The 20435-nt window shown below is 70.7% G+C and carries 23 protein-coding genes and 1 tRNA gene; 7 read left to right on the plus strand and 17 right to left on the minus strand.

The features are described 5' to 3' along the window. Nucleotides 1-41: 41 nt before the first annotated feature. Entirely contained in the window at nucleotides 42-902 is an 861-nt protein-coding gene (locus ACIBUY_RS15535) for an endonuclease/exonuclease/phosphatase family protein (RefSeq protein WP_399152820.1), read from the minus strand. 97 nt (nucleotides 903-999) lie between these two features. On the opposite strand from ACIBUY_RS15535, the gene ACIBUY_RS15540 reads away from it, so the two are divergent. Together ACIBUY_RS15540 and ACIBUY_RS15545 are read left to right on the plus strand one after the other, a co-directional pair. After that, on the plus strand, nucleotides 1000-2520 hold the full coding sequence (locus ACIBUY_RS15540; protein ID WP_399152821.1) for an MFS transporter: 1521 nt from the start codon (nucleotides 1000-1002) through the stop codon (nucleotides 2518-2520). An 81-nt stretch (nucleotides 2521-2601) separates the two neighbouring features. Continuing rightward, nucleotides 2602-3360, plus strand: a complete 759-nt coding sequence (locus ACIBUY_RS15545) for a TetR/AcrR family transcriptional regulator (RefSeq protein ID WP_399152822.1) — start codon at nucleotides 2602-2604, stop codon at nucleotides 3358-3360. Here ACIBUY_RS15545 and ACIBUY_RS15550 read toward each other — a convergent pair. Both ACIBUY_RS15550 and ACIBUY_RS15555 read right to left on the minus strand, forming a co-directional pair. Next, nucleotides 3357-3836 (minus strand): PPOX class F420-dependent oxidoreductase, encoded by a 480-nt coding sequence (locus ACIBUY_RS15550; protein ID WP_399152823.1) that lies wholly within the window; start codon nucleotides 3834-3836, stop codon nucleotides 3357-3359. The two genes, ACIBUY_RS15545 and ACIBUY_RS15550, sit on opposite strands and share 4 nt — an antisense overlap. Before the next feature lie 42 nt (nucleotides 3837-3878). Then, entirely contained in the window at nucleotides 3879-4256 is a 378-nt protein-coding gene (locus ACIBUY_RS15555; RefSeq protein WP_399152824.1) for an STAS domain-containing protein, read from the minus strand. Between the two features lie 234 nt (nucleotides 4257-4490). On the opposite strand from ACIBUY_RS15555, the gene ACIBUY_RS15560 reads away from it, so the two are divergent. Together ACIBUY_RS15560 and ACIBUY_RS15565 are read left to right on the plus strand one after the other, a co-directional pair. Beyond that, nucleotides 4491-5198 carry an ANTAR domain-containing protein gene (locus tag ACIBUY_RS15560; RefSeq protein ID WP_399152825.1) on the plus strand — a complete coding sequence of 236 codons (708 nt, stop codon included), beginning with the start codon at nucleotides 4491-4493 and terminating at the stop codon, nucleotides 5196-5198. Nucleotides 5199-5226: 28 nt separating this feature from the next. After that, nucleotides 5227-6066, plus strand: a complete 840-nt coding sequence (locus ACIBUY_RS15565) for a GAF and ANTAR domain-containing protein (RefSeq protein WP_365560590.1) — start codon at nucleotides 5227-5229, stop codon at nucleotides 6064-6066. Here the strand turns inward: ACIBUY_RS15565 and ACIBUY_RS15570 are convergent. The 3 genes from ACIBUY_RS15570 to ACIBUY_RS15580 form a co-directional block, all read right to left on the minus strand. After that, nucleotides 6011-6829, minus strand: a complete 819-nt coding sequence (locus ACIBUY_RS15570; RefSeq protein ID WP_399152826.1) for a YceI family protein — start codon at nucleotides 6827-6829, stop codon at nucleotides 6011-6013. The two genes, ACIBUY_RS15565 and ACIBUY_RS15570, sit on opposite strands and share 56 nt — an antisense overlap. A 223-nt stretch (nucleotides 6830-7052) precedes the next feature. Next, nucleotides 7053-9575, minus strand: a complete 2523-nt coding sequence (locus ACIBUY_RS15575) for an MFS transporter (RefSeq protein ID WP_399152827.1) — start codon at nucleotides 9573-9575, stop codon at nucleotides 7053-7055. Between the two features lie 19 nt (nucleotides 9576-9594). Continuing rightward, the gene (locus ACIBUY_RS15580) at nucleotides 9595-10101 is read right to left on the minus strand and encodes a MarR family transcriptional regulator (protein WP_365560596.1); all 507 of its coding nucleotides are present in this window, start codon (nucleotides 10099-10101) and stop codon (nucleotides 9595-9597) included. Between the two features lie 195 nt (nucleotides 10102-10296). Between ACIBUY_RS15580 and ACIBUY_RS15585 the strand changes: the two genes are divergently transcribed. Beyond that, nucleotides 10297-10503 carry a hypothetical protein gene (locus ACIBUY_RS15585; RefSeq protein ID WP_365560599.1) on the plus strand — a complete coding sequence of 69 codons (207 nt, stop codon included), beginning with the start codon at nucleotides 10297-10299 and terminating at the stop codon, nucleotides 10501-10503. A 66-nt stretch (nucleotides 10504-10569) separates the two neighbouring features. Here ACIBUY_RS15585 and ACIBUY_RS15590 read toward each other — a convergent pair whose 3' ends face one another. From ACIBUY_RS15590 to ACIBUY_RS15630, 9 genes are all read right to left on the minus strand, one after another. Then, nucleotides 10570-11382 (minus strand): hypothetical protein, encoded by an 813-nt coding sequence (locus tag ACIBUY_RS15590; RefSeq protein WP_365560601.1) that lies wholly within the window; start codon nucleotides 11380-11382, stop codon nucleotides 10570-10572. Nucleotides 11383-11449: 67 nt separating this feature from the next. Then, nucleotides 11450-12382 carry an RNA polymerase sigma factor SigF gene (locus ACIBUY_RS15595; protein ID WP_365560604.1) on the minus strand — a complete coding sequence of 311 codons (933 nt, stop codon included), beginning with the start codon at nucleotides 12380-12382 and terminating at the stop codon, nucleotides 11450-11452. Between the two features lie 246 nt (nucleotides 12383-12628). Beyond that, on the minus strand, nucleotides 12629-13525 hold the full coding sequence (locus ACIBUY_RS15600) for an RNA polymerase sigma factor SigF (RefSeq protein ID WP_365560606.1): 897 nt from the start codon (nucleotides 13523-13525) through the stop codon (nucleotides 12629-12631). Between the two features lie 167 nt (nucleotides 13526-13692). Continuing rightward, nucleotides 13693-13986: a Dabb family protein gene (locus tag ACIBUY_RS15605; protein ID WP_365560609.1), complete on the minus strand. Its 294-nt coding sequence runs from the start codon at nucleotides 13984-13986 to the stop codon at nucleotides 13693-13695. A gap of 29 nt (nucleotides 13987-14015) precedes the next feature. Further along, entirely contained in the window at nucleotides 14016-14189 is a 174-nt protein-coding gene (locus tag ACIBUY_RS15610; RefSeq protein ID WP_365560612.1) for a hypothetical protein, read from the minus strand. 479 nt (nucleotides 14190-14668) lie between these two features. Then, nucleotides 14669-14753: transfer RNA gene (locus ACIBUY_RS15615), tRNA-Ser, on the minus strand. Between the two features lie 10 nt (nucleotides 14754-14763). Then, complete coding sequence (gene tadA / locus ACIBUY_RS15620; protein ID WP_365561225.1) at nucleotides 14764-15222, minus strand: tRNA adenosine(34) deaminase TadA; 459 nt, start codon at nucleotides 15220-15222, stop codon at nucleotides 14764-14766. 112 nt (nucleotides 15223-15334) lie between these two features. Further along, complete coding sequence (locus ACIBUY_RS15625; protein WP_365560615.1) at nucleotides 15335-15895, minus strand: hypothetical protein; 561 nt, start codon at nucleotides 15893-15895, stop codon at nucleotides 15335-15337. A 286-nt stretch (nucleotides 15896-16181) separates the two neighbouring features. Beyond that, on the minus strand, nucleotides 16182-16409 hold the full coding sequence (locus ACIBUY_RS15630; protein WP_365560617.1) for a hypothetical protein: 228 nt from the start codon (nucleotides 16407-16409) through the stop codon (nucleotides 16182-16184). 154 nt (nucleotides 16410-16563) lie between these two features. On the opposite strand from ACIBUY_RS15630, the gene upp reads away from it, so the two are divergent. Further along, nucleotides 16564-17199 carry a uracil phosphoribosyltransferase gene (upp, locus tag ACIBUY_RS15635; protein WP_365560620.1) on the plus strand — a complete coding sequence of 212 codons (636 nt, stop codon included), beginning with the start codon at nucleotides 16564-16566 and terminating at the stop codon, nucleotides 17197-17199. Nucleotides 17200-17352: 153 nt separating this feature from the next. On the opposite strand, the gene ACIBUY_RS15640 is transcribed toward upp, so the two are convergent. Then, nucleotides 17353-18009 (minus strand): LytR C-terminal domain-containing protein, encoded by a 657-nt coding sequence (locus ACIBUY_RS15640; protein WP_365560623.1) that lies wholly within the window; start codon nucleotides 18007-18009, stop codon nucleotides 17353-17355. Between the two features lie 153 nt (nucleotides 18010-18162). Continuing rightward, nucleotides 18163-18459 (minus strand): type II toxin-antitoxin system VapB family antitoxin, encoded by a 297-nt coding sequence (locus tag ACIBUY_RS15645; RefSeq protein WP_003955420.1) that lies wholly within the window; start codon nucleotides 18457-18459, stop codon nucleotides 18163-18165. 121 nt (nucleotides 18460-18580) lie between these two features. On the opposite strand from ACIBUY_RS15645, the gene ACIBUY_RS15650 reads away from it, so the two are divergent. Beyond that, a complete protein-coding gene (locus ACIBUY_RS15650; protein WP_399152828.1) occupies nucleotides 18581-20425 on the plus strand; it encodes a helicase HerA-like domain-containing protein in 1845 nt (614 codons plus the stop codon). Nucleotides 20426-20435 lie beyond the last annotated feature (10 nt).

The raw sequence follows: 20435 nt of genomic DNA on the forward strand, positions 1-20435 counted from the left end.
GTGGGTGGGGGGCCTACCGGCGTGCTCCTATCGGCGTGCTCCTACCGGCATACCGCCAACTCCGCCACCACAGGCCGATGGTCGGACGCCGCCGCCTCGGCCGGGATCACCGCGTCCCGCACCGAGACCCCCTCCCCCACCGCCACGTAATCGATCCGCTGCACGGGCGCGTCGGCCGGGTACGTGCCGCCGTCGGCCGGACCCGCGTCCGTCAACTCCCGCCACAGCGGGCCCAGTTCGGGTGCGGAGCGAGCCGCGTTGAAATCGCCGAGCAGCACCTGCCTGGCCCGCGGTGACGCGGCACGCTCCGCCGACATGATCCGCCGCGTGTCCGCGACCTGGGCGATACGGACCGCGGGGTCCGCCCGGTAGTCGAGGTGCGTCACGAACACCTGCAGCGGGACGCCCCGCACCTTCAGGGTCACCTCGCCGAAGCCGGGCGCGGGCGCCGGTACCGGGTTCGGGTCCTGCGTCGACAGGCGCGTGATCTCGTGGTTCACGGCGGAGCGGACGGGATGGCGGGACAGCACGGCGACCCCGTACTCGCGCCGCGGTCCCCCGGCCTGCACCGGGTCGAGGCTGTAGATCGGCGCGAAGGAGACGTGCATGCCGAGCCGTGCCGCCAACTCCCGTGCCACGTCAAGGTTCTGGCTGCGCACGCCCCAGTGCACGTCGACCTCCTGGAGGCCGATCACATCGGCGTGCAGGGCGCGCAGCGCGGCCGCCTGCCGGTCGAGGTCGAAGACGTTGTCCATGCCGGACCCGGCGTGGATGTTGTACGTGGCGATGCGCAGCGGGACGGTCGTGGCGGCGGAAGCCGGTGGCGCCACCGCACCCGCCACCAGGGTCAACAGCGCCGCGGACAAGGTCAGTTGGGGCAGTGTGCGGGTGCGTATCGGCATGCCGGAACCGTATGCGGAAAACCTTCTTGTACAGCGTATGTCTTATCCCTTACGGTGTACGACGAACGGACGTACACCGACCTTGGGGGACGCACGCATGACGGCGACAAGCGCCGAGAACACCACGCAATCCGCACCGGCCGGAGGTCATCCGCAGCGGTGGCTGATCCTCGGTGTCATCTGCCTCGCGCAGCTGACCGTGCTGCTCGACAACACCGTCCTGAACGTCGCGATCCCCTCCCTCACCCGGGAGCTGCACGCGTCGACCTCCGACATCCAGTGGGTCATCAGCGCGTACTCGCTCGTGCAGTCGGGCCTGCTGCTCACGGCGGGCAGCTCCGCCGACCGCTACGGCCGCAAGAAGATGCTCGCGACGGGCCTCGCGCTCTTCGGCGTGGGCTCGCTGGTGGCCGGACTCGCGTCCACCACAGGGCAGTTGATCGCCGCCCGCGCGGGCATGGGCGTCGGCGGTGCGCTGCTGATGACCACCACGCTCGCCGTCGTCATGCAGATCTTCGACGACGCCGAGCGCGTGAAGGCGATCGGCCTGTGGGCGACCGTCAGCTCGCTCGGGTTCGCCGTCGGCCCGCTGCTCGGCGGCGTCATGCTCGACCACTTCTGGTGGGGCGCGATCTTCCTCGTCAACATCCCGGTCGCGGTGATCGGCCTCGTCGCCGTCCTCGCCCTCGTACCGGAGTCGAAGAACCCGCAGGGCGACCGGCCCGACATGCTCGGCGCGCTGCTCTCGACGATCGCCATGACCGGCATCGTCTACGCGATCATCAGCGGGCCCGACAAGGGCTGGACCTCCGCGACCACGCTCACCTCGGCGGCGATCGGCCTCCTCGTCATGGCCGCGTTCGTGACGTGGGAGCTGCGCGTCCCGTACCCGATGCTGGACATGCACTTCTTCCGCAACCAGAAGTTCACGGGTGCGGTGTCCGGCGCGATCCTCGTCGCCTTCGGGATGGGCGGTTCGCTCTTCCTGCTCACGCAGCACCTCCAATTCGTGCTCGGTTACGAGCCGTTGGAGGCGGGCCTGCGCACCGCTCCGCTCGCCCTGACCGTCGTCGCGCTCAACCTGACCGGGCTCGGCGCCCGTCTCGTGCCCAAGCTGGGCACGCCGCTGACCATCGCCATCGGCATGACGTGCATGTCGGTGGGGCTCGCGGCGATCGCGCTGCTCGGCGGGGACGGGTACGGGGGCATGCTGGCGGGCCTGATCGTCATGGGTGCGGGCATCGCCCTCGCCATGCCGGCCATGGCCAACGCCATCATGAGCGCGATCCCGCCGGCGAAGGCGGGCGTGGGCGCGGGCGTCAACGGCACGCTCGCGGAGTTCGGCAACGGGCTCGGCGTCGCCGTCCTCGGCGCGGTCCTCAACGCCCGCTTCGCCACCCTGGTGTCGGTGTCCGTTGCCTCCGCGGCCTCCCTGCCCGCGGCGCTCGCGTCGGCCGACTCGGCGGACGAGAAGGCCCGGATCGCGGACGCGTTCTCCTCCGGGCTCGAGACCAGCCAGCTGGTCGGGGCCGTGGCCGTCCTCGTCGGAGGCCTCCTTGCGGCGGCGTTGCTGCGCAGGGCGGAGCGGGCAGACTCAGCCGTGGTGGCTTCCGCATAGCATCGGTGGCGGGCGGACGCCCGGATTCCGCAGGGAACCGGCCGTCCGCCCGCGTACGACAACCCCCTTGGAAGGTGCGCCATGGTGAAGGCAGCGCGGATGAGCGTCTGGCTGGAGAGCCCCGGGGCGAAGACACCGCGCAGCCGTCGCAGTGAGCAGCCCAGCGGCCTCGACCGGAACCGGATCACCGAGGTCACGGTGCGGCTCCTGGACGCCGAGGGGCTCGCCAAGTTCTCGATGCGGCGCCTCGCGAGCGAGCTCGGCGTCACCGCGATGTCCGTGTACTGGTACGTCGACACCAAGGACGACCTGCTCGAACTCGCCCTGGACCGCGTCTTCGGCGAACCCCGGCTGCCGGACACCGAGGTGGCCGCGGAGTGGCGCAGCCAGCTGAGGGACCTGGCCACCGAGTACCGCGCGCTCATCGTCCGCCACCCGTGGACGTCGACGCTGACCGGCAACTTCCTCAACGTCGGGCCGAACGCCCTGCTGTTCTCGCGCGCGGTGCAGCGCATCATCGCGGGCACGGGCCTGTCGCTGCCGGCGCAGCGCGGCGCCATCGCGTCCGTCTTCCAGTTCGTGTACGGGTACGGCACCATCGAGGGCCACTTCGTGCAGCGGTGCGCCGAGGCGGGGATGACGCAGGACGAGTACGTCCACGAGGCGATGGGCGCGTTCAGCGTGCCGCCGGAGATGACCGAGGACTTCAAGCAGGCCGAGGAGATGATGTCGGCCCTGGACTCGGGCAACACGGTGGAGCAGATGCGCGACCTGGACTTCCAGGTCGCGCTCGATCTGCAGATCGCGGGCATCGAGGCCTTGGTGGCGCGGGGCGCTTAAAGCACGTCCGGGCTCTGACCGAGCCGCGCCGGGAACCCGCCGGTCGCGATCGGGCCCCACTTGTCCGGGGTGACGCGGATGATCGACTTGCCCTGCTTGACCATCGCCTCCCGGTACTCGTCCCAGTCCGGGTGCTCGCCCGAGATGTTGCGGAAGTACTCGACCAGCGGCTCCACCGAGTCGGGGGAGTCGATGACCTCGGCGGTGCCGTCGATCTGCACCCACGGGCCGTTCCACTCGTCGCTGAGGACGAGGACGCTCACGCGCGGGTTCCGCTTGGCGTTACGGGTCTTGGCGCGCTCGGGGTAGGTGGAGACCACGATGCGGCCCGAGTCGTCGACACCGCAGGTCAGCGGGGAGGCCTGCGGGGTGCCGTCGGCGCGGGCGGTGATCAGCAGGGCGCGGTGGCGCGGGCGTACGAAGTCGAGCAACTCGGCGAGGGACACACGGGTGTTGGTCGCGATGTTCGGAGCCATGCGGCCCAGCCTAAGCCCGCGCTCCCGGGCCGCCGCCGTCGATCACCCGGCCTCGAGCGCGTCCACGAGCCGGTCGTGGACGGGGATGTCCCGCCGGGCCTGGGTCAGGGCCAGCACCCGGTGGACCGGACCGTCGTCGAGGGCGACGACCCGTGCCTCGGCGTCGTGGCGCCGGCGCAGCTCGCGGCGCAGCTCGAGCAGCAGCCGTACGCCCTGCGAGTCGAGGAACCGGGTCCGGGTCAGATCGAGGACGAACGTCCGCGACCGGCCCGCGCGGTCGGCCGCGAGGGCGAGCGCCTCGTCGAGCAGGTCCGACGCGTTGCTCAGGTCGATCTCCGCGGGAAACGTGAACAGCGTGCAGTCCGCGAGGTCGAAGGGGGCCAGAAGAAGGGGACGGAGGGGACGGGCGGATGCGGGCACAGGACTCACCTGCCGAACCGGTGCTGGTGATGCGGTCGGTGGACGATGAGCCGCTTCCTGACCCGGGCCCCATTTCACCACTGGCGGGAGGCCTTTTGCCCGTCTCCTCGCCAACTCCACTCCTCTTTAAGGAAACAGATAGAATCCTCCCCGTCCTGCGCTCGCAGTCGGGAATGTGCTGCGGAGCTCTCCCCGCGCATGGCCATACGGTCATGCTCGCTGAAGAGGTTCGTGGTGGTTGCGCCCAGTTTTCCCGAAATTCCCTTTTCTGCTGCCGATTTCCGGCTGGCCGAGGCGTTCACCGTCGCCGCGCGTCAGCTGCACGAACCCGGCGGCTCCCGCGCCACCCTGCGCACCGCCGTACGCCTCGCCGTCCACCTCGTGCCCGGCGCCGACCACGCCGGCATCGTCAAGGTCGACCACGACCTCGAACCCGAAACGGTGAGCTGGAGCGACGACGTGGCCCGCAGCGCCCTGGCCCTCACCAACAGCCATCTGCCGTGGGAGAAGCTGTGGACCGCGCCCGCCGCGACGCTGCCCGACACCTCGGCCGTCCAGGGCCCCGGCCAGGGCCTCGCCCTGCTCGGCGTGCGCTCCGTGCTCGCCCTGCGGCTGCGTGCCGAGCGGCGCCGGGTGACGGCGCTCGTCCTGTACGGCCGGATGCCGGGCGACGACGACGGGCCGAGCGTCCGCGTGGGCCGGATGCTCGCCACCCACGTGTCCCTCGCGCACGAATCGGCCACCGTGCAGGAACAGCTCACCGAGGCGATGCGCACCCGCGACCTCATCGGCCAGGCCACCGGGCTGCTCATGGCGCACCAACAGGTCGACGCGGCCCAGGCGTTCGCCCATCTCGTCCGCACCTCGCAGCAGGAGAACATCAAGCTCAGGGACCTGGCGCAGCGGTACGTGGAGGCGGCCGCACCCGGTCGGCACGCTTGAGGAAGCGCAGGCGGGACACCCGTAGGACATGAGCAGTCCAGCCGAGATCCCCGCCGGGCACCCGGCCCGAACCGACCATGCCGACAGCCGGAACCCCTTGGACACCGCCGCCCTGTACCGGTCCCTGGCCGAGAGCGACGGCCTCGACGGCTTCCTGCAGGACCTCACCGAGCGGGCCGCACACGTCGTGCGGCCCGGCGTGTGCAGCGTCACCCTGCGCCGCGCCGACCGGCTCGACACCGTCGCGGTCAGCGAGGGCCTGGTCACCGGGCTCGACCAGCTCCAGTACGAGGCCGGCACCGGCCCCTGTGTGACCGCGGCCCGCGAATGCGTGGAGCAGCACGCACCGGACCTGGCGGCGGAGCACCGCTGGGGCGCGTTCCCCGCCGAGGCCCGCGAGCGCGGGGTGCGGTCCATGCTGGCCGTGCCGCTCACCCTCGACCACGGCGCGTACGGCGCGCTCAACTTCTACGCGCGCGAACCCGACGCCTTCCACGACCACCGCGAGCGGGCCCGCAGTCTCGCCGCCCAGGCCTCCGGTGCGGTGGCCGTGGCGCTGCGCATCGAGCACGAGCGCGAGACCGGCCTCGGGCTGCGCACCGCGATGCTCTCGCGCGGTGTCATCGACCAGGCCGTCGGCGTCGTCATGGCGCGGCGCCGCTGCGACGCGGGCACCGCGCTCGCCGTGCTGCGCCGCCGCTCCCAGGACGAGAACGTCAAGCTCCGCGACCTGTGCGTGCAGCTGCTGACCGAGGTGGGCGGAACCCCGCCGGGCCGCCCCGCGGGCGACGACAGGAGTGTAAAGACAGGCCCTAGACCTGCGGCAGCGCGTCCCCCTGGACCGCCTGGATGTCGAGCTCGACCTTGAGCGTCGCGCCGATCGCCGCGATGCCGGCCTGGACGACCTGGTTGTAGTTCATGGCGAAGTCCTCGCGCTTCAGCTCGGCCGTCGCCTTGAACGCGGCGCGGGTGCCGCCCCACGGGTCCGCGCCCGTGCCCAGGTAGCTCAGCTGCAGGTCGACCTGGCGGACGACGCCGCGCATGGTGAGCTCACCGTGCACCGTCCAGCGGTCGGGCCCCGCCGGGGTCAGGGCGGTGGACCTGTACGTGAGCTCCGGGTACCTCTCGACGTCCAGGAAGTCCGGCGACTTCAGGTGGCCGTCGCGCATCCCGTTGCCGGTGTCGATGGACGCGGCCCTGATGACCGCCTCCACCCGCGACTTGTCGACGTCCTGCGCGATGTCGACGCGGGCCGAGAAGTCGGTGAACCGGCCGTGCACGCTGGTGATCCCCAGGTGCTGCGCGGTCGCCGCGACCGTGGAGTGCGCCGGGTCGACGGTCCACGGCCCGGGCGGCGGCAGCTCGGCGCCGCCCTGCCGGGCGAGGACGACGGTGCCCACCTCGGCCCGCCCCGTCGCTGTCACCAGCGCGGTGGAGGCCGCGGGGGAGTACCCGACGGCGGTCACGATCACGGTGTACGGGCCGGGGGTGAGCGCGGTCGCGTCGTGCACGGCCCCCTCGTCGTCGGCCTCGGCCCGCAGCACCTGCGCGCCCGTCATGTCGGTCACCGTGACGACGGCGTGCGGCAGAGCCCACCCGTCCCGCGTACGGATCCGCGCGCTCAGTCCCATGCGTCCACATCTCCCTTTTTTGCGCCTGAACCGGCGCCGCTCTCGCGGACGTGGTCATCCGCCGTCGGGGTTCCTCAATTGATGGCTGAGGTCCGAATCGTCCGTGTCTTACGAAGGGCCCCGGGCCGATGACGTCACGGCCGTCCCCTGCCGTTAACGACGCCACCGGGTCCGGGGCCCATTTCCCACCACCGGGCCTCCGCTCAAGGAGCCCGGGTCCCAACTACTCGCCCGGGTGGGCGAGTTCGATGTCGTGACCGTCGACGCCGCTGCCGTTGACCGTCAGGTGCGTGGCCATCGGCGGGTAGCCGGTCGCGATGACCGTGTACTCGCCGCCGTCCAGGTCGGTGAAGGCGTACGCGCCGTCGTCACCGGTGGTGGACGTCGCGACCACGTTGCCCGCGGCGTCGATCAGCGTGACCCGCGCGTCGTTCAGCGAACGGCCCGCGGCGCGCACGGTGCCCTGCACCTGGGAGCCGGAGTTCAGCTCGAGCTCGACGCGGGTGACACCCGTGCCGCCGACCTCGACGGGCAGCGCGAGGGGCCGGTGCCCGGCGGCGTTCACCGCGACGGTCACGGCGCCCGGCACCAGCTCGGCGAAGGTGAACTCGCCGTCCTGGCCGGAGAGTCCGGTGGCCAGCACGTCCCCGCGCACGTCCGTCACGATCACCATGGCGCCGATCACCGGGGCCTTGGTCTCGGCGGCCCTCACGACACCGCTCAGCCCGCTCGTGCCGCTCAGCAGGATGTCGTAACCGACCGGCTCCTCGCCGACGACGACGGTGGAGGCCTGCGGCTGGTAGCCGTCCGCCGAGGCGATCAGCACGTACGAACCGGCGCCGGGGGCGTCGACCGCGTACGAGCCGTCGCCCTGCGCCACCGCCCGGCCGAGCTGCCGTCCCCCGAGGGAGATCAGCGTGACCGCGGCCCGGGAGACCGGAAGGGACTCGGCGCCGCGGACGTAACCGCGGACCGGGACACCGCCACCGGTCGTCTGCGCCGGGATGTCACCCGCGACGGACGCGACCGCGGCCGGCTGCTGCTCGGTCTGCACGGCACCCGCACCCACCAGGCTCGGCACCTTCTCCTCGACGGGCGCGACGGCAGCGGCGGGGGCCGCAGGAGGCGCGGGGGCGGCCTCGGCCTGCGCGGCCTGCTCGAGAGCTCCGGACGTACGCAGCGGAACCTCCTTGATGAACATCGTGACGATGAAGGCCAGGAAGGCGACCGGGGCGGCGTACAGGAAGATGTCCGCGATGCCGTGCCCGTACGCGCTCTCCAGCCAGGTACGGATGTGCTCGGGCAGCAGATCCATGTCGGGGATCGAGCTGCCGCCCATCGCCTTGCCGGCCGCCAGCTGCTCCTTCGGGTCGAGGGAGCCGATGGAGTCCGTGGCGTAGTGGGTGATGCGGGTGGTCATGATGGAGCCGAGCGCCGAGACGCCCATCGCACCACCGAGGGACCGGAAGAACGTCACGGTGGACGAGGCCGAACCGAGGTCCTTCGGCGCGACCTGGTTCTGCGTGCTCAGCACGAGGTTCTGCATCATCATGCCGACGCCGAGACCGAGCAGCGCCATGAAGATCGCGATGCGCCAGTACGGGGTGTCGTAGCGCATGGTGCCGAGCAGCCCGAGACCCGCGGTCAGGAACGCGCCGCCGGCGACCAGCCACGCCTTCCACTTGCCGGTACGGGTGATGACCTGGCCCGAGACGGTGGACGAGATGAACAGGCCACCGATCATCGGGATCGTCATGACGCCCGACATGGTCGGCGACTTGTCGCGGGCCAGCTGGAAGTACTGCGAGAAGTAGACGGTGCCCGCGAACATCGCGACACCGACGAACAGCGAGGCGATCGACGCCAGCGTGATGGTGCGGTTCTTGAACAGCCGCAGCGGGATGATCGGCTCGCTCGCCCTGGACTCGGCGAACACGAAGAGCAGTGCGAGCACGATCGCGCCGCCGACCATCGCGTACGTCTGCCAGGACAGCCAGTCGTACTTGTCGTCGGCGAAGGTGACCCAGAGCAGGAGCAGGCAGGCCGCGGCGGTGATGAAGAAGGCGCCGGCCCAGTCGACCTTGACCTTCCGCTTCACGACCGGCAGGTGCAGGGTCTTCTGCAGCACGACCAGCGCGATGAGCGCGAACGGGACACCGACGTAGAGGCAGTAGCGCCAGCCGAGGAAGCTCGTGTCGGTGATGACGCCGCCGATGAGCGGGCCGCCGACGGTGGCGACGGCGAACGTCGCGCCCAGGTAGCCGGAGTAACGGCCGCGCTCACGCGGGGCGATCATCGCGGCCATGACGATCTGCGCCAGGGCGGAGAGGCCACCGGCGCCGATGCCCTGGACGGCACGCGCGGAGATCAGCATCGCCGGGTTCTGCGCGAGACCGGCGATCACGGAGCCCGCGACGTAGACGATCAGGGCTATCTGGACGAGCGCCTTCTTGCTGAAGAGGTCGGCCATCTTGCCCCACAGCGGCGTGGTGGCCGTCATGGCGAGCAGCGAGGCGGTGACGACCCAGGTGTAGGCGGACTGGCCGCCGCCCAGGTCGCTGATGATCTCCGGGAGGGCGTTGGTGACGACCGTGGAGGAGAGGATGGCGGCGAACATGCCGAGCAGCAGCCCGGACAGCGCCTCCATGATCTGGCGGTGCGACATCGGTGCGCCGGCGTCGGGGGCGGCGCCTCCGTGCTTGGCGGCATGGCTGCCCCGCACACCGGACGGTGTGGATGTTGCCATGGGATTCCTTTTCTTACGTCTACGCGGGTGTACGGGTGGTCTGGATCGGGGAATGTGCCTGCGCCGCGACGGGGAACTGTGCACGGGACGCCGTCGTCCGGCAGTCCCCGAAGCTGTCGCGCAGCCGCGTCATCAGGGCGATCAGCTGGCCGACCTCGTCGTCGGACCAGTCGCTCAGCCGGTCGGCGAGCAACTGCGTGGTCCGCAGGTTGAGTTCGTCCAGCTGCTCGTGCCCCCGCGCGGTGAGGGTGAGGATGCGCGAGCGCTTGTCGGCGGGGTCGGTCAGCCGCTCGATCCAGCCGCGGTCGGCGGCGTGCGCCACATGACGGCTGGCCACGGACATGTCGACGGCGAGCAGCTCGGCGAGCTTGCTCATCCGCATGTCGCCGTAGCGGCTGAGGATCGTCAGCACGGCGGCCGAGCCGGCCGGGCAGTCGTGGGGCAGGGTGCGTGCCAGGTCCCGCTTGACCGCGCCGAAGGCGCTCAGCTGTCGGGCCAGCTCGTCGTAATGACGCTGTGCGGCCACAGCACCTCCCTGACCGAAACCTTATTTGTTGCTTGCGGCAACCATAGGAGCAGTTGGTTGCCGCAGGCAAACGAAAAGGGACGTTCGACCCTAAAATCGCGGCAAAGGCAAGGTGTGAATCGGTAAAGGCGCAGCTCATGGGGGAGATGAGCGACCTGTGGCGTCTGTGGCGGGGATTCGCTAGGGTCCTGCCCCATGGCACACAACCCCCAGGGCCCGGGCCCCGAAGGCAACTACGACCCCGCGGGCAGCACCCAGATGTTCCGCGCATTCGTCGACGAGCAGCCGGCGGCCCGCCAGCCTGCGGCGGCGGCGAAGTCAGGACCGGGTGCCGGCCTGATCATCGGCATCGTGGTCGCGGTCGTGGTGATCGCCGCGGTGGCGTGGCTGGCGCTCAAGTAGCTTGCACGGACGGGTGGTTGGTCGCGACCGACCCACCACCCGCTGTCTTCGGTACCTCTACTTCCACTACTTCCACTCCACGGAGATGTCGCGGGTCTCGATGTGCATGCCGAGGGGCACGCGCCACGACTCGACGCACACGGTCCACGTCTTCTTCTTCTCCGCGCCCGCCTCGATGGGTGCGGGGAGCTTCTCGGTCGACTCGATGGTCGCCCAGTCGATCCCGAGACCCCCGATGATGTGCGTCCCGAACGTGACCGTGCCCGAACGCACCGCGCTGCCACCGGAGTTGCGCAGCACCAGCGTCACGTCCTGACACCAGCGCTTGTCGGTGTCCTTGTACGCGGGCTCGCTCACCGTCAGAGAGGCGGGCCCGCCGGACGTCGAACCGCCGCTCGGCGCACCGGAGTTGCCGGAGCCGCCCGCACCGCTCGAGCCGCCCGCACCGGCGCTGCCGCTCGGCCGGGACACGTGGCCGCCGCCCGGCGACGACGAGGCGGAGGGGGAACCCGACGAGGAGCCAGACGGGGAGCCCGCCGACCCGGAGGCCCCTGGCTCCGCGCTTCCGGCCCCGCTCCCCGTTGACGCGCCTTTCCCTGCGCCCTTTCCGCTGCTCTTCCCGCCGCTCTTGCCCTTGCCCGGTGTGCTGCCCGCGTCCGATCCGGGGTCCGAGTCCAGCGGGACGAGCTGCACCTTGCCGGTGGGCGCCACGCTGGACCCCGGTTCGCCCGGGGAGCCACCGGCCGCGCCCACGGCGACGTACGCGGCGGGACCGCCGCTCCCACCGAACCCGGCGACGGCGCCCGCGCTCAGACACACCACCGCCACCGAGGCCCCGACGGTGACCCCGCGACGCTCACGCAACCACGTCCGCAACATCGCGCCAGTGTGTCTGACGCTCCGTCAATTAGGAACCCCGCGACCGTGGTTGTCCGGCCGGTGCGGCTCAGTCCCCGATCAGGCCCTCGCGGAGCTGGGCCAGGGTGCGGGTCAGCAGCCGGGAGACGTGCATCTGGGAGATGCCGACCTCCTCGCCGATCTGCGACTGCGTCATGTTCGCGAAGAAGCGCAGCATGATGATCCGGCGCTCGCGCGGCGGCAGCTTCGCCAGCAGGGGCTTGAGCGACTCCCGGTACTCGACGCCCTCCAGGGCCGTGTCCTCGTACCCCAAGCGGTCCGCGAGGGAGCCCTCGCCGCCGTCGTCCTCGGGGGCCGGGGAGTCGAGGGAGGACGCCGTGTACGCGTTCCCCACCGCGAGGCCGTCGACCACGTCCTCTTCGGAGACGCCGAGCACGGCCGCGAGCTCGGGCACGGTCGGCGACCGGTCCAGCTTCTGCGCGAGCTCGTCGCTCGCCTTCGTCAGGGCCAGGCGCAGCTCCTGGAGCCGCCGCGGCACGCGCACCGACCACGACGTGTCGCGGAAGAAGCGCTTGATCTCGCCGACCACGGTCGGCATCGCGAAGGTCGGGAACTCGACGCCGCGCTCGCAGTCGAACCGGTCGATCGCCTTGATCAGGCCGATCGTGCCGACCTGGACGATGTCCTCCATCGGCTCGTTGCGCGAGCGGAAGCGTGCGGCCGCGTACCGCACGAGGGGGAGGTTCAGCTCGATGAGGGTGTCGCGGACGTAACCCCGCTCGGGGCTGTCCGCGTCGAGCGTCGCGAGCCGCAGGAACAGGGAGCGGGACAGGGTGCGGGTGTCGATGGATCCCGAGGACGCGGTGGGCGCGGTGGGCGCGGTGGACACCTGCGCCGGAACGGCCGCAGCGGTGGCCGGAACGGGAGAGTCGATCAGCGCGGCGGTCGCGGACGCACTCGCGTCACCGGACGGGCCGGGCGTGAGCGTGAGCACCTTCGAGCTGCCCTGGTCTGCGGACATGCCACCCCCTTGAGGTCGCGGACGGTCGCGGCGACGCTCCCGTCAGGTAGGAGCGCAGCCTCCACCTGAATACCGGACGTGAGGCTGCGCCAAACGCGGTTCCCGCAGAATGTCACATGTCGGCAACACGCTGTAGTGACATGTCGACATGGATGGGGCGAATCCGCGCAGATAGCAAGGGGTGTGGCCGAAGGGGACAGCATTCCTGTCGGGAAATTGCCCGCAGGACCGGTCTACCCGATTCAGCTACGCATCGATCCTGTTTGCGGATCGAAGTCGCGCGAAGCTACGGGCGAGGAGCCTTGACACGTGCATCTGTGAGACGCCCAGTTCGGCGCTGATCTGCGACTGCGTCAGGTTCGAGTAGTAGCGGAGCAGCAGGATCCGCTGCTCCCGCTCGGGCAGCTGTACGAGCAGATGCCGTACGAGGTCACGGTGTTCGACCCCGTCCAGCTCCGGGTCCTCGTAGCCGAGCCGGTCGAGAAGGCCGGGCATCCCGTCGCCCTCCTGGGCGGCCTCGAGCGAGGTCGCGTGGTATGAGCGCCCGGCCTCGATGCAGGCGAGCACCTCGTCCTCGCCGATGCGCAGCCGCTCGGCGATCTCGGCCGTGGTCGGGGAGCGCCCGAAGGCGGTCGTCAGGTCCTCGGTGGCGCTGTTGACCTGGACCCACAACTCGTGGAGCCGGCGCGGCACGTGCACGGTCCGCACGTTGTCCCGGAAGTACCGCTTGATCTCGCCGACCACGGTGGGCATGGCGAAGGTCGGGAACTGCACGCCGCGGTCCGGGTCGAACCGGTCGATCGCGTTGATCAGCCCGATGGTCCCGACCTGGACGACGTCCTCCATCGGCTCGTTGCGCGAGCGGAAGCGGGCCGCCGCGTACCGCACGAGCGGCAGGTTCGCCTCGATGAGCGCGCCGCGCACCCGCGAGTGTTCGGGGCTGCCCGGCAGGAGGTTCTTCAGCTGCCCGAAGAGGACCTGGGTGAGGGCCCGGGTGTCGGCGCCCCGGGTGCTCTTCGCGGGCGGTGCCGCGGGCGGTGCTGCGGGCGGCACCTCGGGCGGTGCCTCGGGCGGTGCTTCTTGAGGCGCAGTACTGGCCGGCACGGTCAACCCCACCTCTGTTTCCGTCAACTCATCGGTCAAAAGCGGTCATAGCATCACAAGACATGTGCACTGTGTGCAAGCACCGTATAACTACGTGTTGACGGGCAAGTTGGGGCAGTTGGGCGGGGAGACGCAAAAAAGCCCCCTCGCCGTTCCCGGCGGGGGGCCGTTCGGTCGTACGGAGGACCGGTGCTGAGGACCGGTCCTCAGAACGCGTAGTCGGCGATCACCCACGTGGCGAACTCGCGCCACAGCGCGACGCCCGCCTGGTGCGCGGGGTGTTCGAGGTACCGCTTGAGCGCATCGGTGTCCTCGACCGCCGAGTTGATCGCGAAGTCGTACGCGATGGGGCGGTCGGTGATGTTCCAGTCGCACTCCCAGAACTTCAGCTCGGGGATCTGCCCGCCCAGCGCGCGGAACGCGGCGACGCCCTCGACGACGCGTGCATCGTCGCGGCTGACGCCGTCGTTGAGCTTGAAGAGGACCAGATGGCGGATCACGGCTGTGCTCTCCCTGGAGGCTGCTGGGGCTACTTGCCGCCGTTGACGACCCAGGTCATGAAGTCGCCGACGGACTGTGCGGCGGTCGAGACGCCCTCGAACCCTATCTGGACGTAGTCGGCGGCCTTGGCGGGGTCCGTGATGATCACGTACAGCACGAAGACGACCGCGACGTACAGAGCAACCTTTTTCGTCTGCACCACGCTCGGCCTCCCCGCGCCTGTTCCCCATGTGGCCCCTGTTGCCGGGCGCGAGTCTATATCGGCCATGCGTTCACCTGACCTTTAAGGACCAACGACCCATGGCCACAGGCCTTTTGCCGCGACCGGGTGGTGAAGAAGTGGCGCAGGATGGGTGGTGAGCCCGGAGGGTCTGGCAGGAATCCGAAGGGCAGGGACGGCCCCCGACTGCGGGGTTCGCGCCGCTCGCTTCCCCCCTGACGCGGCGCGAACTTACGGGAGTCCGTCCTCGTGTGGGGGAAGCGGCTTGTCCCCCCGATGCCGCTTCCCCCGCCCCAAGCGGGACAAGAGCCCCGGCGCCCCTGGTCAGGCGCCGGGGCTCTTCGCGTACGTACGCACGCACGCACAGGACTACGCAGGCACGCACAGGGCAGCGAGAAGCCCAACTGGCATGCAGAACGCCCCTCTTCCTCGGTGAACCCGAGGAAGAGGGGCGTTGTCAGCGGTAGCGGAGGGATTTGAACCCTCGGTGAGTTTCCCCACACTCGCTTTCGAGGCGAGCTCCTTCGGCCGCTCGGACACGCTACCGAGAGAGATCCTAGCCCAAGGTGGGCCGTGGTCTGAAATCCGTATCTCTGAAGAAGCGCGTGAGCTGGGTCGCACACTCCTCGGCGAGCACTCCGGAGATCACCTCGGGCCGGTGGTTGAGCCGCCGGTCGCGGATCACGTCCCACAGGGAACCGGCCGCCCCGGCCTTGTCGTCACGGGCTCCGTAGACGACGCGGTCGAGGCGGGACTGGACGATGGCGCCCGCGCACATGGTGCACGGCTCCAGGGTCACCACGAGTGTGCAGCCGGTCAGCCGCCACTCCCCGACCGCCTCCGCCGCCCGGCGGATCGCCAGGACCTCGGCGTGGGCGGTGGGGTCGCCGGTCAGCTCGCGTTCGTTGTGCGCGGTGGCGAGCACGGTGGTCCCGTCCGGCGCCAGGAGCACGGCACCGACGGGTACGTCGCCGCCCACCGCGGCGACCCCGGCCTCGGCCAGGGCCTGCCGCATGGACGGCTTCCAGGGGTCTCGTACGGGATCGGTTTGTACGGGATCTGTCTGTACGGGATCGGGATCAGGGGGTGTCACGGCCAGGAATCTAACCCGGGAGCCCCCGGGGGAGTCAGCGCACCGTCTCGAGCACCTCCGCGGCGCCCAGCGCATCCGCGATCTCGCTCAGCGCCTCCGTCCCGTCCAGAGCGAGCAGCTCCTTCTCGGAGACGCCGAGGTCGGCGAGGATCCGGGTGTCCCCGATCGGCCCGGCGGGCACGGCCTCCGCGCCGATGCCGCCGCTGTCGTCGGCGTCGTCGGCGTCGTCCGCCGCCTCCGGTTCACCGTCCTCGGTGCCGTCCAGGTCGAGGGCGTCCAGGACGTCGTCCTCGGCGTCCGGATCCTTGCCGAGGAGTTCGTCGGTGAGCAGGATCTCGCCGTAGCTGCTGCGTGCTGCGGCCGCGGCGTCCGAGATGTAGATGCGAGGGTCGTCCTCGCCGTCCATGCGGACGACGCCGAACCACGCGTCCTCCTGTTCGATGAAGACGAGGACGGTGTCGTCCTCTGCGCCGGCCTCGGCCGCCGCCTCGCGGGCCAGGTCGGACAGGTCCGACAGGGTCTCCACGTCGTCCAGCTCTGTATCGCTCGCTTCCCACCCGTCTTCGGTGCGCGCGAGCAGTGCGGCGAAGTACACCGTGACTCTCCCACTGGTCTCAGGTGTGCCGGTAAGGGGTCCCCCCGGCGGAGTCTTGGAGGCGGGAATGCAGTTCAAGCCCCGCCCTCTCGGAATCGTGGCAGAAAGTACGCCGTCAAGAGAGGTCTTCCGCGTGCTGTGTTCGCGGCGCGTGTCGCTCGGGCCCTGCACAGGGGTGGCCGATGTGAGGCGCGTCACCTGCAAGGCAGCCCTGGGTCACCCGGGAGCAACCTGCTGTGTGACCCGCTGCGTGCCCCGCTGTGTGCCCGGCCGTGTGACCGGCTGATCACCAGCGGAAGGTGCGCATCCGCATCTGCTGGCGCATGCGCGCGGCCCGTGCGCGGCGCGGCTGGACGCGGGCGCGCAGCTCGCGCGCCTCGGTCAGTTCGCGCAGGAACACGGCGCGGCGGCGCCTGCGCTCGGCGTCCGACTCGGCCTGATCGGCCTGATCGGCCCGATCCGCGGGCTCCGGCTCTTCACGGCCCGGCCGCCTCTGGCGCTCCTGGTCCGGCATCGCCACACCACCACCCCGGTCCCCCGCAGTAGACGAGTTCTCTCCACTTTCCCTCCGGGCGGGCCTTTGATGCCAGTGCAGCGCCAGTGCAGTGCCAGTGCGATGACGGTGCACGGGGGCGCCGTGGCCGTGGGGCCCGGTTACTGTTGAGGACATGCGGATCCACGTCGTCGACCACCCGCTGGTGGCGCACAAACTCACCACGCTGCGCGACAAGCGCACCGACTCCCCGACCTTCCGGCGCCTGGCCGACGAGCTGGTCACCCTGCTCGCGTACGAGGCGACCAGGGACGTGCGCACCGAGCAGGTCGACATCGACACCCCCGTCTCGGCGACGACCGGCGTGAAGCTGTCGTACCCGCGGCCGCTGGTGGTGCCGATCCTGCGGGCCGGTCTCGGCATGCTCGACGGCATGGTGCGCCTGCTGCCGACCGCCGAGGTGGGCTTCCTGGGCATGGTGCGCGACGAGGAGACGCTCCAGGCGTCCACGTACGCGACCCGCATGCCGGACGACCTCTCCGGCCGCCAGGTCTACGTCCTGGACCCCATGCTCGCCACGGGCGGCACGCTCGTCGCGGCGATCCAGGAGCTCATCAAGCGCGGCGCGGACGACGTCACCGCCGTGGTGCTCCTCGCCGCCCCCGAGGGCGTCGAGATCATGGAGCGGGAGCTGGCGGGGACGCCGGTGACCGTGGTGACCGCGTCGGTCGACGAGCGCTTGAACGAGAACGGGTACATCGTGCCGGGTCTGGGTGACGCCGGTGACCGTATGTACGGGGCTGCTGAATAGAGCCCCGTCGTGAATAGAGCCCCGTCGCCCCGTCAGGGGCGCGGGGAACTGCGCGAGCAACCCACGACAAGCCGCAGACGCACCTGCTCGTTCACCGAGCAGGTGCGTCTGCGGCTTTGTCTGTGGCTGAGCGCGCAGTCCCCGCGCCCCTGATCAGCAACCCGGCGCTGAAGGAGACGCGGCGGGCTGCGGGTGGGTCAGCGCGCGGAGCGCCTTGTCCGCGTCCGGCTTCGCCGTCAGGGTCTTGAAGCCCGCGCCCAGGATCAGGTCGACCTCGGTGGGCTTGGCGCGGCCGTCGGTCTTCTGCTCGGCGCCCGCCAGCTGCGTGCCGAGGACCGGGAGCGCCGCGGAGGTCGCCGACCTGGCGCCCAGCAGTATCCCGACGCCCTTGACCTTCTTGTCGTACGCCTTCGTCGCGTTGCCCACGGTGCCGATCGCGAAGCCGCGCTTCTTCAGCTCGTCGGCGGCGCCCTTGGCCAGACCGCCGTGGGTCGTGGCGTTCAGGACGTTCACCTTGATCTGGGCGGGGGCCGGGAGCTTCGTCGCGGCCGCGGACTTGGTGGGGGACGGGGACGCGCTCGGCCGCTTCTTGCAGTCCGTGGCGCCGGGGCCCGCCGCCGTGGCCTTGCCGCCGCCCGTGAAGACGTCGACGAGCTGGAGCGTCCCCCAGCCGATCAGGCCGATCGCGGCGACGGACGCGACGACCGCGAGCACGATCCTGCCCCGCGACCGACCCCGCCTCATACGGGGATATTTGTCCCCCGTGATGCGGTACTTGCCGCCCATGCCGGGGGGAGTGAGCATGCTCATGGGCGCAGCGTAGTGCCGCGCGACGGCGATGCCTATTAAATGATCACGGCCGGGCGCCCACTCCAACCCAAAAGGGCCAATGCGGACTTGAGGGCCCGTCAGGGCTGTCGGGCGGGGTCAGGGCTGTCGTACGGGTCAGGGCTGTCGTACGGGTCAGCCGAGTTCGAGGACGCGGGCGTGCAGCACCTGGCGCTGCTGGAGCGCGGCGCGCACGGCGCGGTGCAGTCCGTCCTCGAGGTACAGATCGCCCTGCCACTTCACGACGTGCGCGAAGAGGTCGCCGTAGAACGTGGAGTCCTCGGCGAGCAGGGTCTCCAGATCGAGCTGGCCCTTGGTCGTCACCAGCTGATCGAGGCGGACCGGGCGCGGCGCGACGTCCGCCCACTGCCGGGTGCTTTCCCGGCCGTGGTCGGGGTACGGCCGGCCGTTTCCGATGCGCTTGAAGATCACACGGAAAGCCTACCGGGCAAGGCTCTCCGGGCGCAGCCATGGAGACGGAGTGCGACCCTGGGAAATACCGCCCTGAAGTGGGGCGAAATGGGAACACTCAAGCCGGGGACAGGGGCCTGAAATGAGTGACAGCGAGCCGATCGAGGGCGGAGCTGAGAGTCGAGAGGCCTCGTCCGGGGTACAGAAGGGCGCCGCGTTGACGGGCGCCGCGGCCGGTGCGGGTGCGGGTGCGCGCAGTCGCTTCGTTCCGCCGGTCGTTCCGCCGGTCGTTCCGCCGGTCGTTCCGGCAGCCGACGCCGAGGCTTCTGCGGAGCCCGCCACGGAGGCCGCCACGGAGGCCGCTGACGCGACCGCTGACGAGGTCGCGCAGCCCGCCGCGGAGCAGGCACACCCCGAGACCGTCACGAGCGCCGCCGCGCTGCCCGCCGAGGCGCTGGAGATCGCCGCCGGGTACGCGTTCAGCGGGCCCGCGCTCGACCTGGGTGCGCTGCTCTGGGACGGGGAGTGCCATGCCGACGCCCAGATCCGGATCCCGCTGCCGATGCTGAACCGGCACGGCCTGGTCGCCGGCGCCACCGGTACCGGCAAGACCAAGACGCTGCAGCTCATCGCGGAGCAGCTGGCCGCGCAGGGCGTGCCCGTCTTCCTCGCCGACATCAAGGGCGACGTGTCCGGCATCTCCGCGCCCGGCGAGGACGGCGAGAAGGTGCGCGAGCGGGCCGGGCAGGTGGGGCAGACGTGGACGGCGACCGGCTTCCCCTGCGAGTTCTACGCGCTCGGCGGCATCGGCCACGGCATCCCGCTGCGGGCCACGATCACCAGCTTCGGCCCGATCCTGCTCTCGAAGGTGCTGCAGCTGAACCAGACGCAGGAGCAGTCGCTCGGCCTGATCTTCCACTACGCGGACCAGAAGGGCCTCGAGCTCGTCGACCTGAAGGACCTGCGGTCCGTCGTCACCTTCCTCACCTCCGACGAGGGCAAGCCCGAGCTCAAGGAGATCGGCGGGCTCTCCAGCGTCACGGCCGGCGTGATCCTGCGGGCCCTGACCGCGTTCGAGGCGCAGGGCATGAGCGACTTCTTCGGGGAGCCCGAGTTCGACACGAGCGAGCTGCTGCGCACGGCGCCCGACGGGCGGGGCCTGGTCTCCGTACTGGAACTGCCGTCCGTGCAGGACAAGCCGCAGTTGTTCTCGACGTTCCTGATGTGGCTGCTCGCGGACATGTTCCAGCGGCTGCCGGAGGTCGGTGACGTCGAGAAGCCGAAGCTCGTCTTCTTCTTCGACGAGGCGCACCTGCTGTTCAACGGGGCGTCGAAGGCGTTCCTGGAAGCCATCACGCAGACCGTGCGGCTGATCCGGTCCAAGGGCGTCGGCGTCTTCTTCGTGACGCAGACCCCGAAGGACGTGCCCGCGGACGTGCTCGCGCAGCTGGGCAACCGGGTGCAGCACGCGCTGCGCGCCTTCACCCCCGAGGACCAGAAGGCGCTCAAGGCGACCGTGAAGACCTTCCCGAATTCGGCGTACGACCTCGAAGAGGTGCTGACCTCGCTCGGTACCGGCGAGGCCGTCATCACCGTGCTCAGCGAGAAGGGCGCGCCGACGCCGGTGGCGGCGACGCGGCTGCGGGCGCCGGAGTCGTTGATGGGTCCGGTGGAGGCGACGGCGCTCGACGCCGCCGTGAAGGGGTCGCTGCTGTATTCGCGGTACGCCGATGCCGTGGACCGGGAGTCGGCCTTCGAGCGGCTGACGGCGCAGGAGGCGGAGACCGCGGCGCGCAAGCAGGCCGAGGCGGAGGCGCTGGCCGCGGAGAAGGAGGCGAAGGCCGCGGCGCGGGGGCGGCCGCCGGCCGACGCGTCCGTGGTGGACCAGGTCGTGGGCAGCGGGATCTTCAAGTCGCTGGCCCGGTCGATGGGGACGCAGTTGGGGCGGGAGATCTCGCGGTCGATCTTCGGTACGCGGCGGCGTTGAGGGGTTGTTC

The sequence above is a fragment of the Streptomyces sp. NPDC050085 genome, from assembly GCF_044460595.1.
In the GTDB taxonomy this organism is placed as follows: domain Bacteria; phylum Actinomycetota; class Actinomycetes; order Streptomycetales; family Streptomycetaceae; genus Streptomyces.

Excerpts from the sequence above, each read along its gene's own strand:
- ACIBUY_RS15545 (WP_399152822.1), top strand. The coding sequence starts at position 2,602 with ATGGTGAAGGCAGCGCGGATGAGCGTCTGGCTGGAGAGCCCCGGGGCG.
- ACIBUY_RS15540 (WP_399152821.1), top strand. The coding sequence starts at position 1,000 with ATGACGGCGACAAGCGCCGAGAACACCACGCAATCCGCACCGGCCGGA.
- upp (WP_365560620.1), top strand. The coding sequence starts at position 16,564 with ATGCGGATCCACGTCGTCGACCACCCGCTGGTGGCGCACAAACTCACC.
- ACIBUY_RS15575 (WP_399152827.1), bottom strand. The coding sequence starts at position 9,575 with ATGGCAACATCCACACCGTCCGGTGTGCGGGGCAGCCATGCCGCCAAG.
- ACIBUY_RS15640 (WP_365560623.1), bottom strand. The coding sequence starts at position 18,009 with ATGAGCATGCTCACTCCCCCCGGCATGGGCGGCAAGTACCGCATCACG.
- ACIBUY_RS15595 (WP_365560604.1), bottom strand. The coding sequence starts at position 12,382 with ATGTCCGCAGACCAGGGCAGCTCGAAGGTGCTCACGCTCACGCCCGGC.
- ACIBUY_RS15570 (WP_399152826.1), bottom strand. The coding sequence starts at position 6,829 with ATGGGACTGAGCGCGCGGATCCGTACGCGGGACGGGTGGGCTCTGCCG.
- ACIBUY_RS15565 (WP_365560590.1), top strand. The coding sequence starts at position 5,227 with ATGAGCAGTCCAGCCGAGATCCCCGCCGGGCACCCGGCCCGAACCGAC.
- ACIBUY_RS15550 (WP_399152823.1), bottom strand. The coding sequence starts at position 3,836 with ATGGCTCCGAACATCGCGACCAACACCCGTGTGTCCCTCGCCGAGTTG.
- ACIBUY_RS15630 (WP_365560617.1), bottom strand. The coding sequence starts at position 16,409 with ATGCCGGACCAGGAGCGCCAGAGGCGGCCGGGCCGTGAAGAGCCGGAG.
- tadA (WP_365561225.1), bottom strand. The coding sequence starts at position 15,222 with ATGCGGCAGGCCCTGGCCGAGGCCGGGGTCGCCGCGGTGGGCGGCGAC.
- ACIBUY_RS15590 (WP_365560601.1), bottom strand. The coding sequence starts at position 11,382 with ATGTTGCGGACGTGGTTGCGTGAGCGTCGCGGGGTCACCGTCGGGGCC.
- ACIBUY_RS15535 (WP_399152820.1), bottom strand. The coding sequence starts at position 902 with ATGCCGATACGCACCCGCACACTGCCCCAACTGACCTTGTCCGCGGCG.
- ACIBUY_RS15585 (WP_365560599.1), top strand. The coding sequence starts at position 10,297 with ATGGCACACAACCCCCAGGGCCCGGGCCCCGAAGGCAACTACGACCCC.
- ACIBUY_RS15650 (WP_399152828.1), top strand. The coding sequence starts at position 18,581 with ATGAGTGACAGCGAGCCGATCGAGGGCGGAGCTGAGAGTCGAGAGGCC.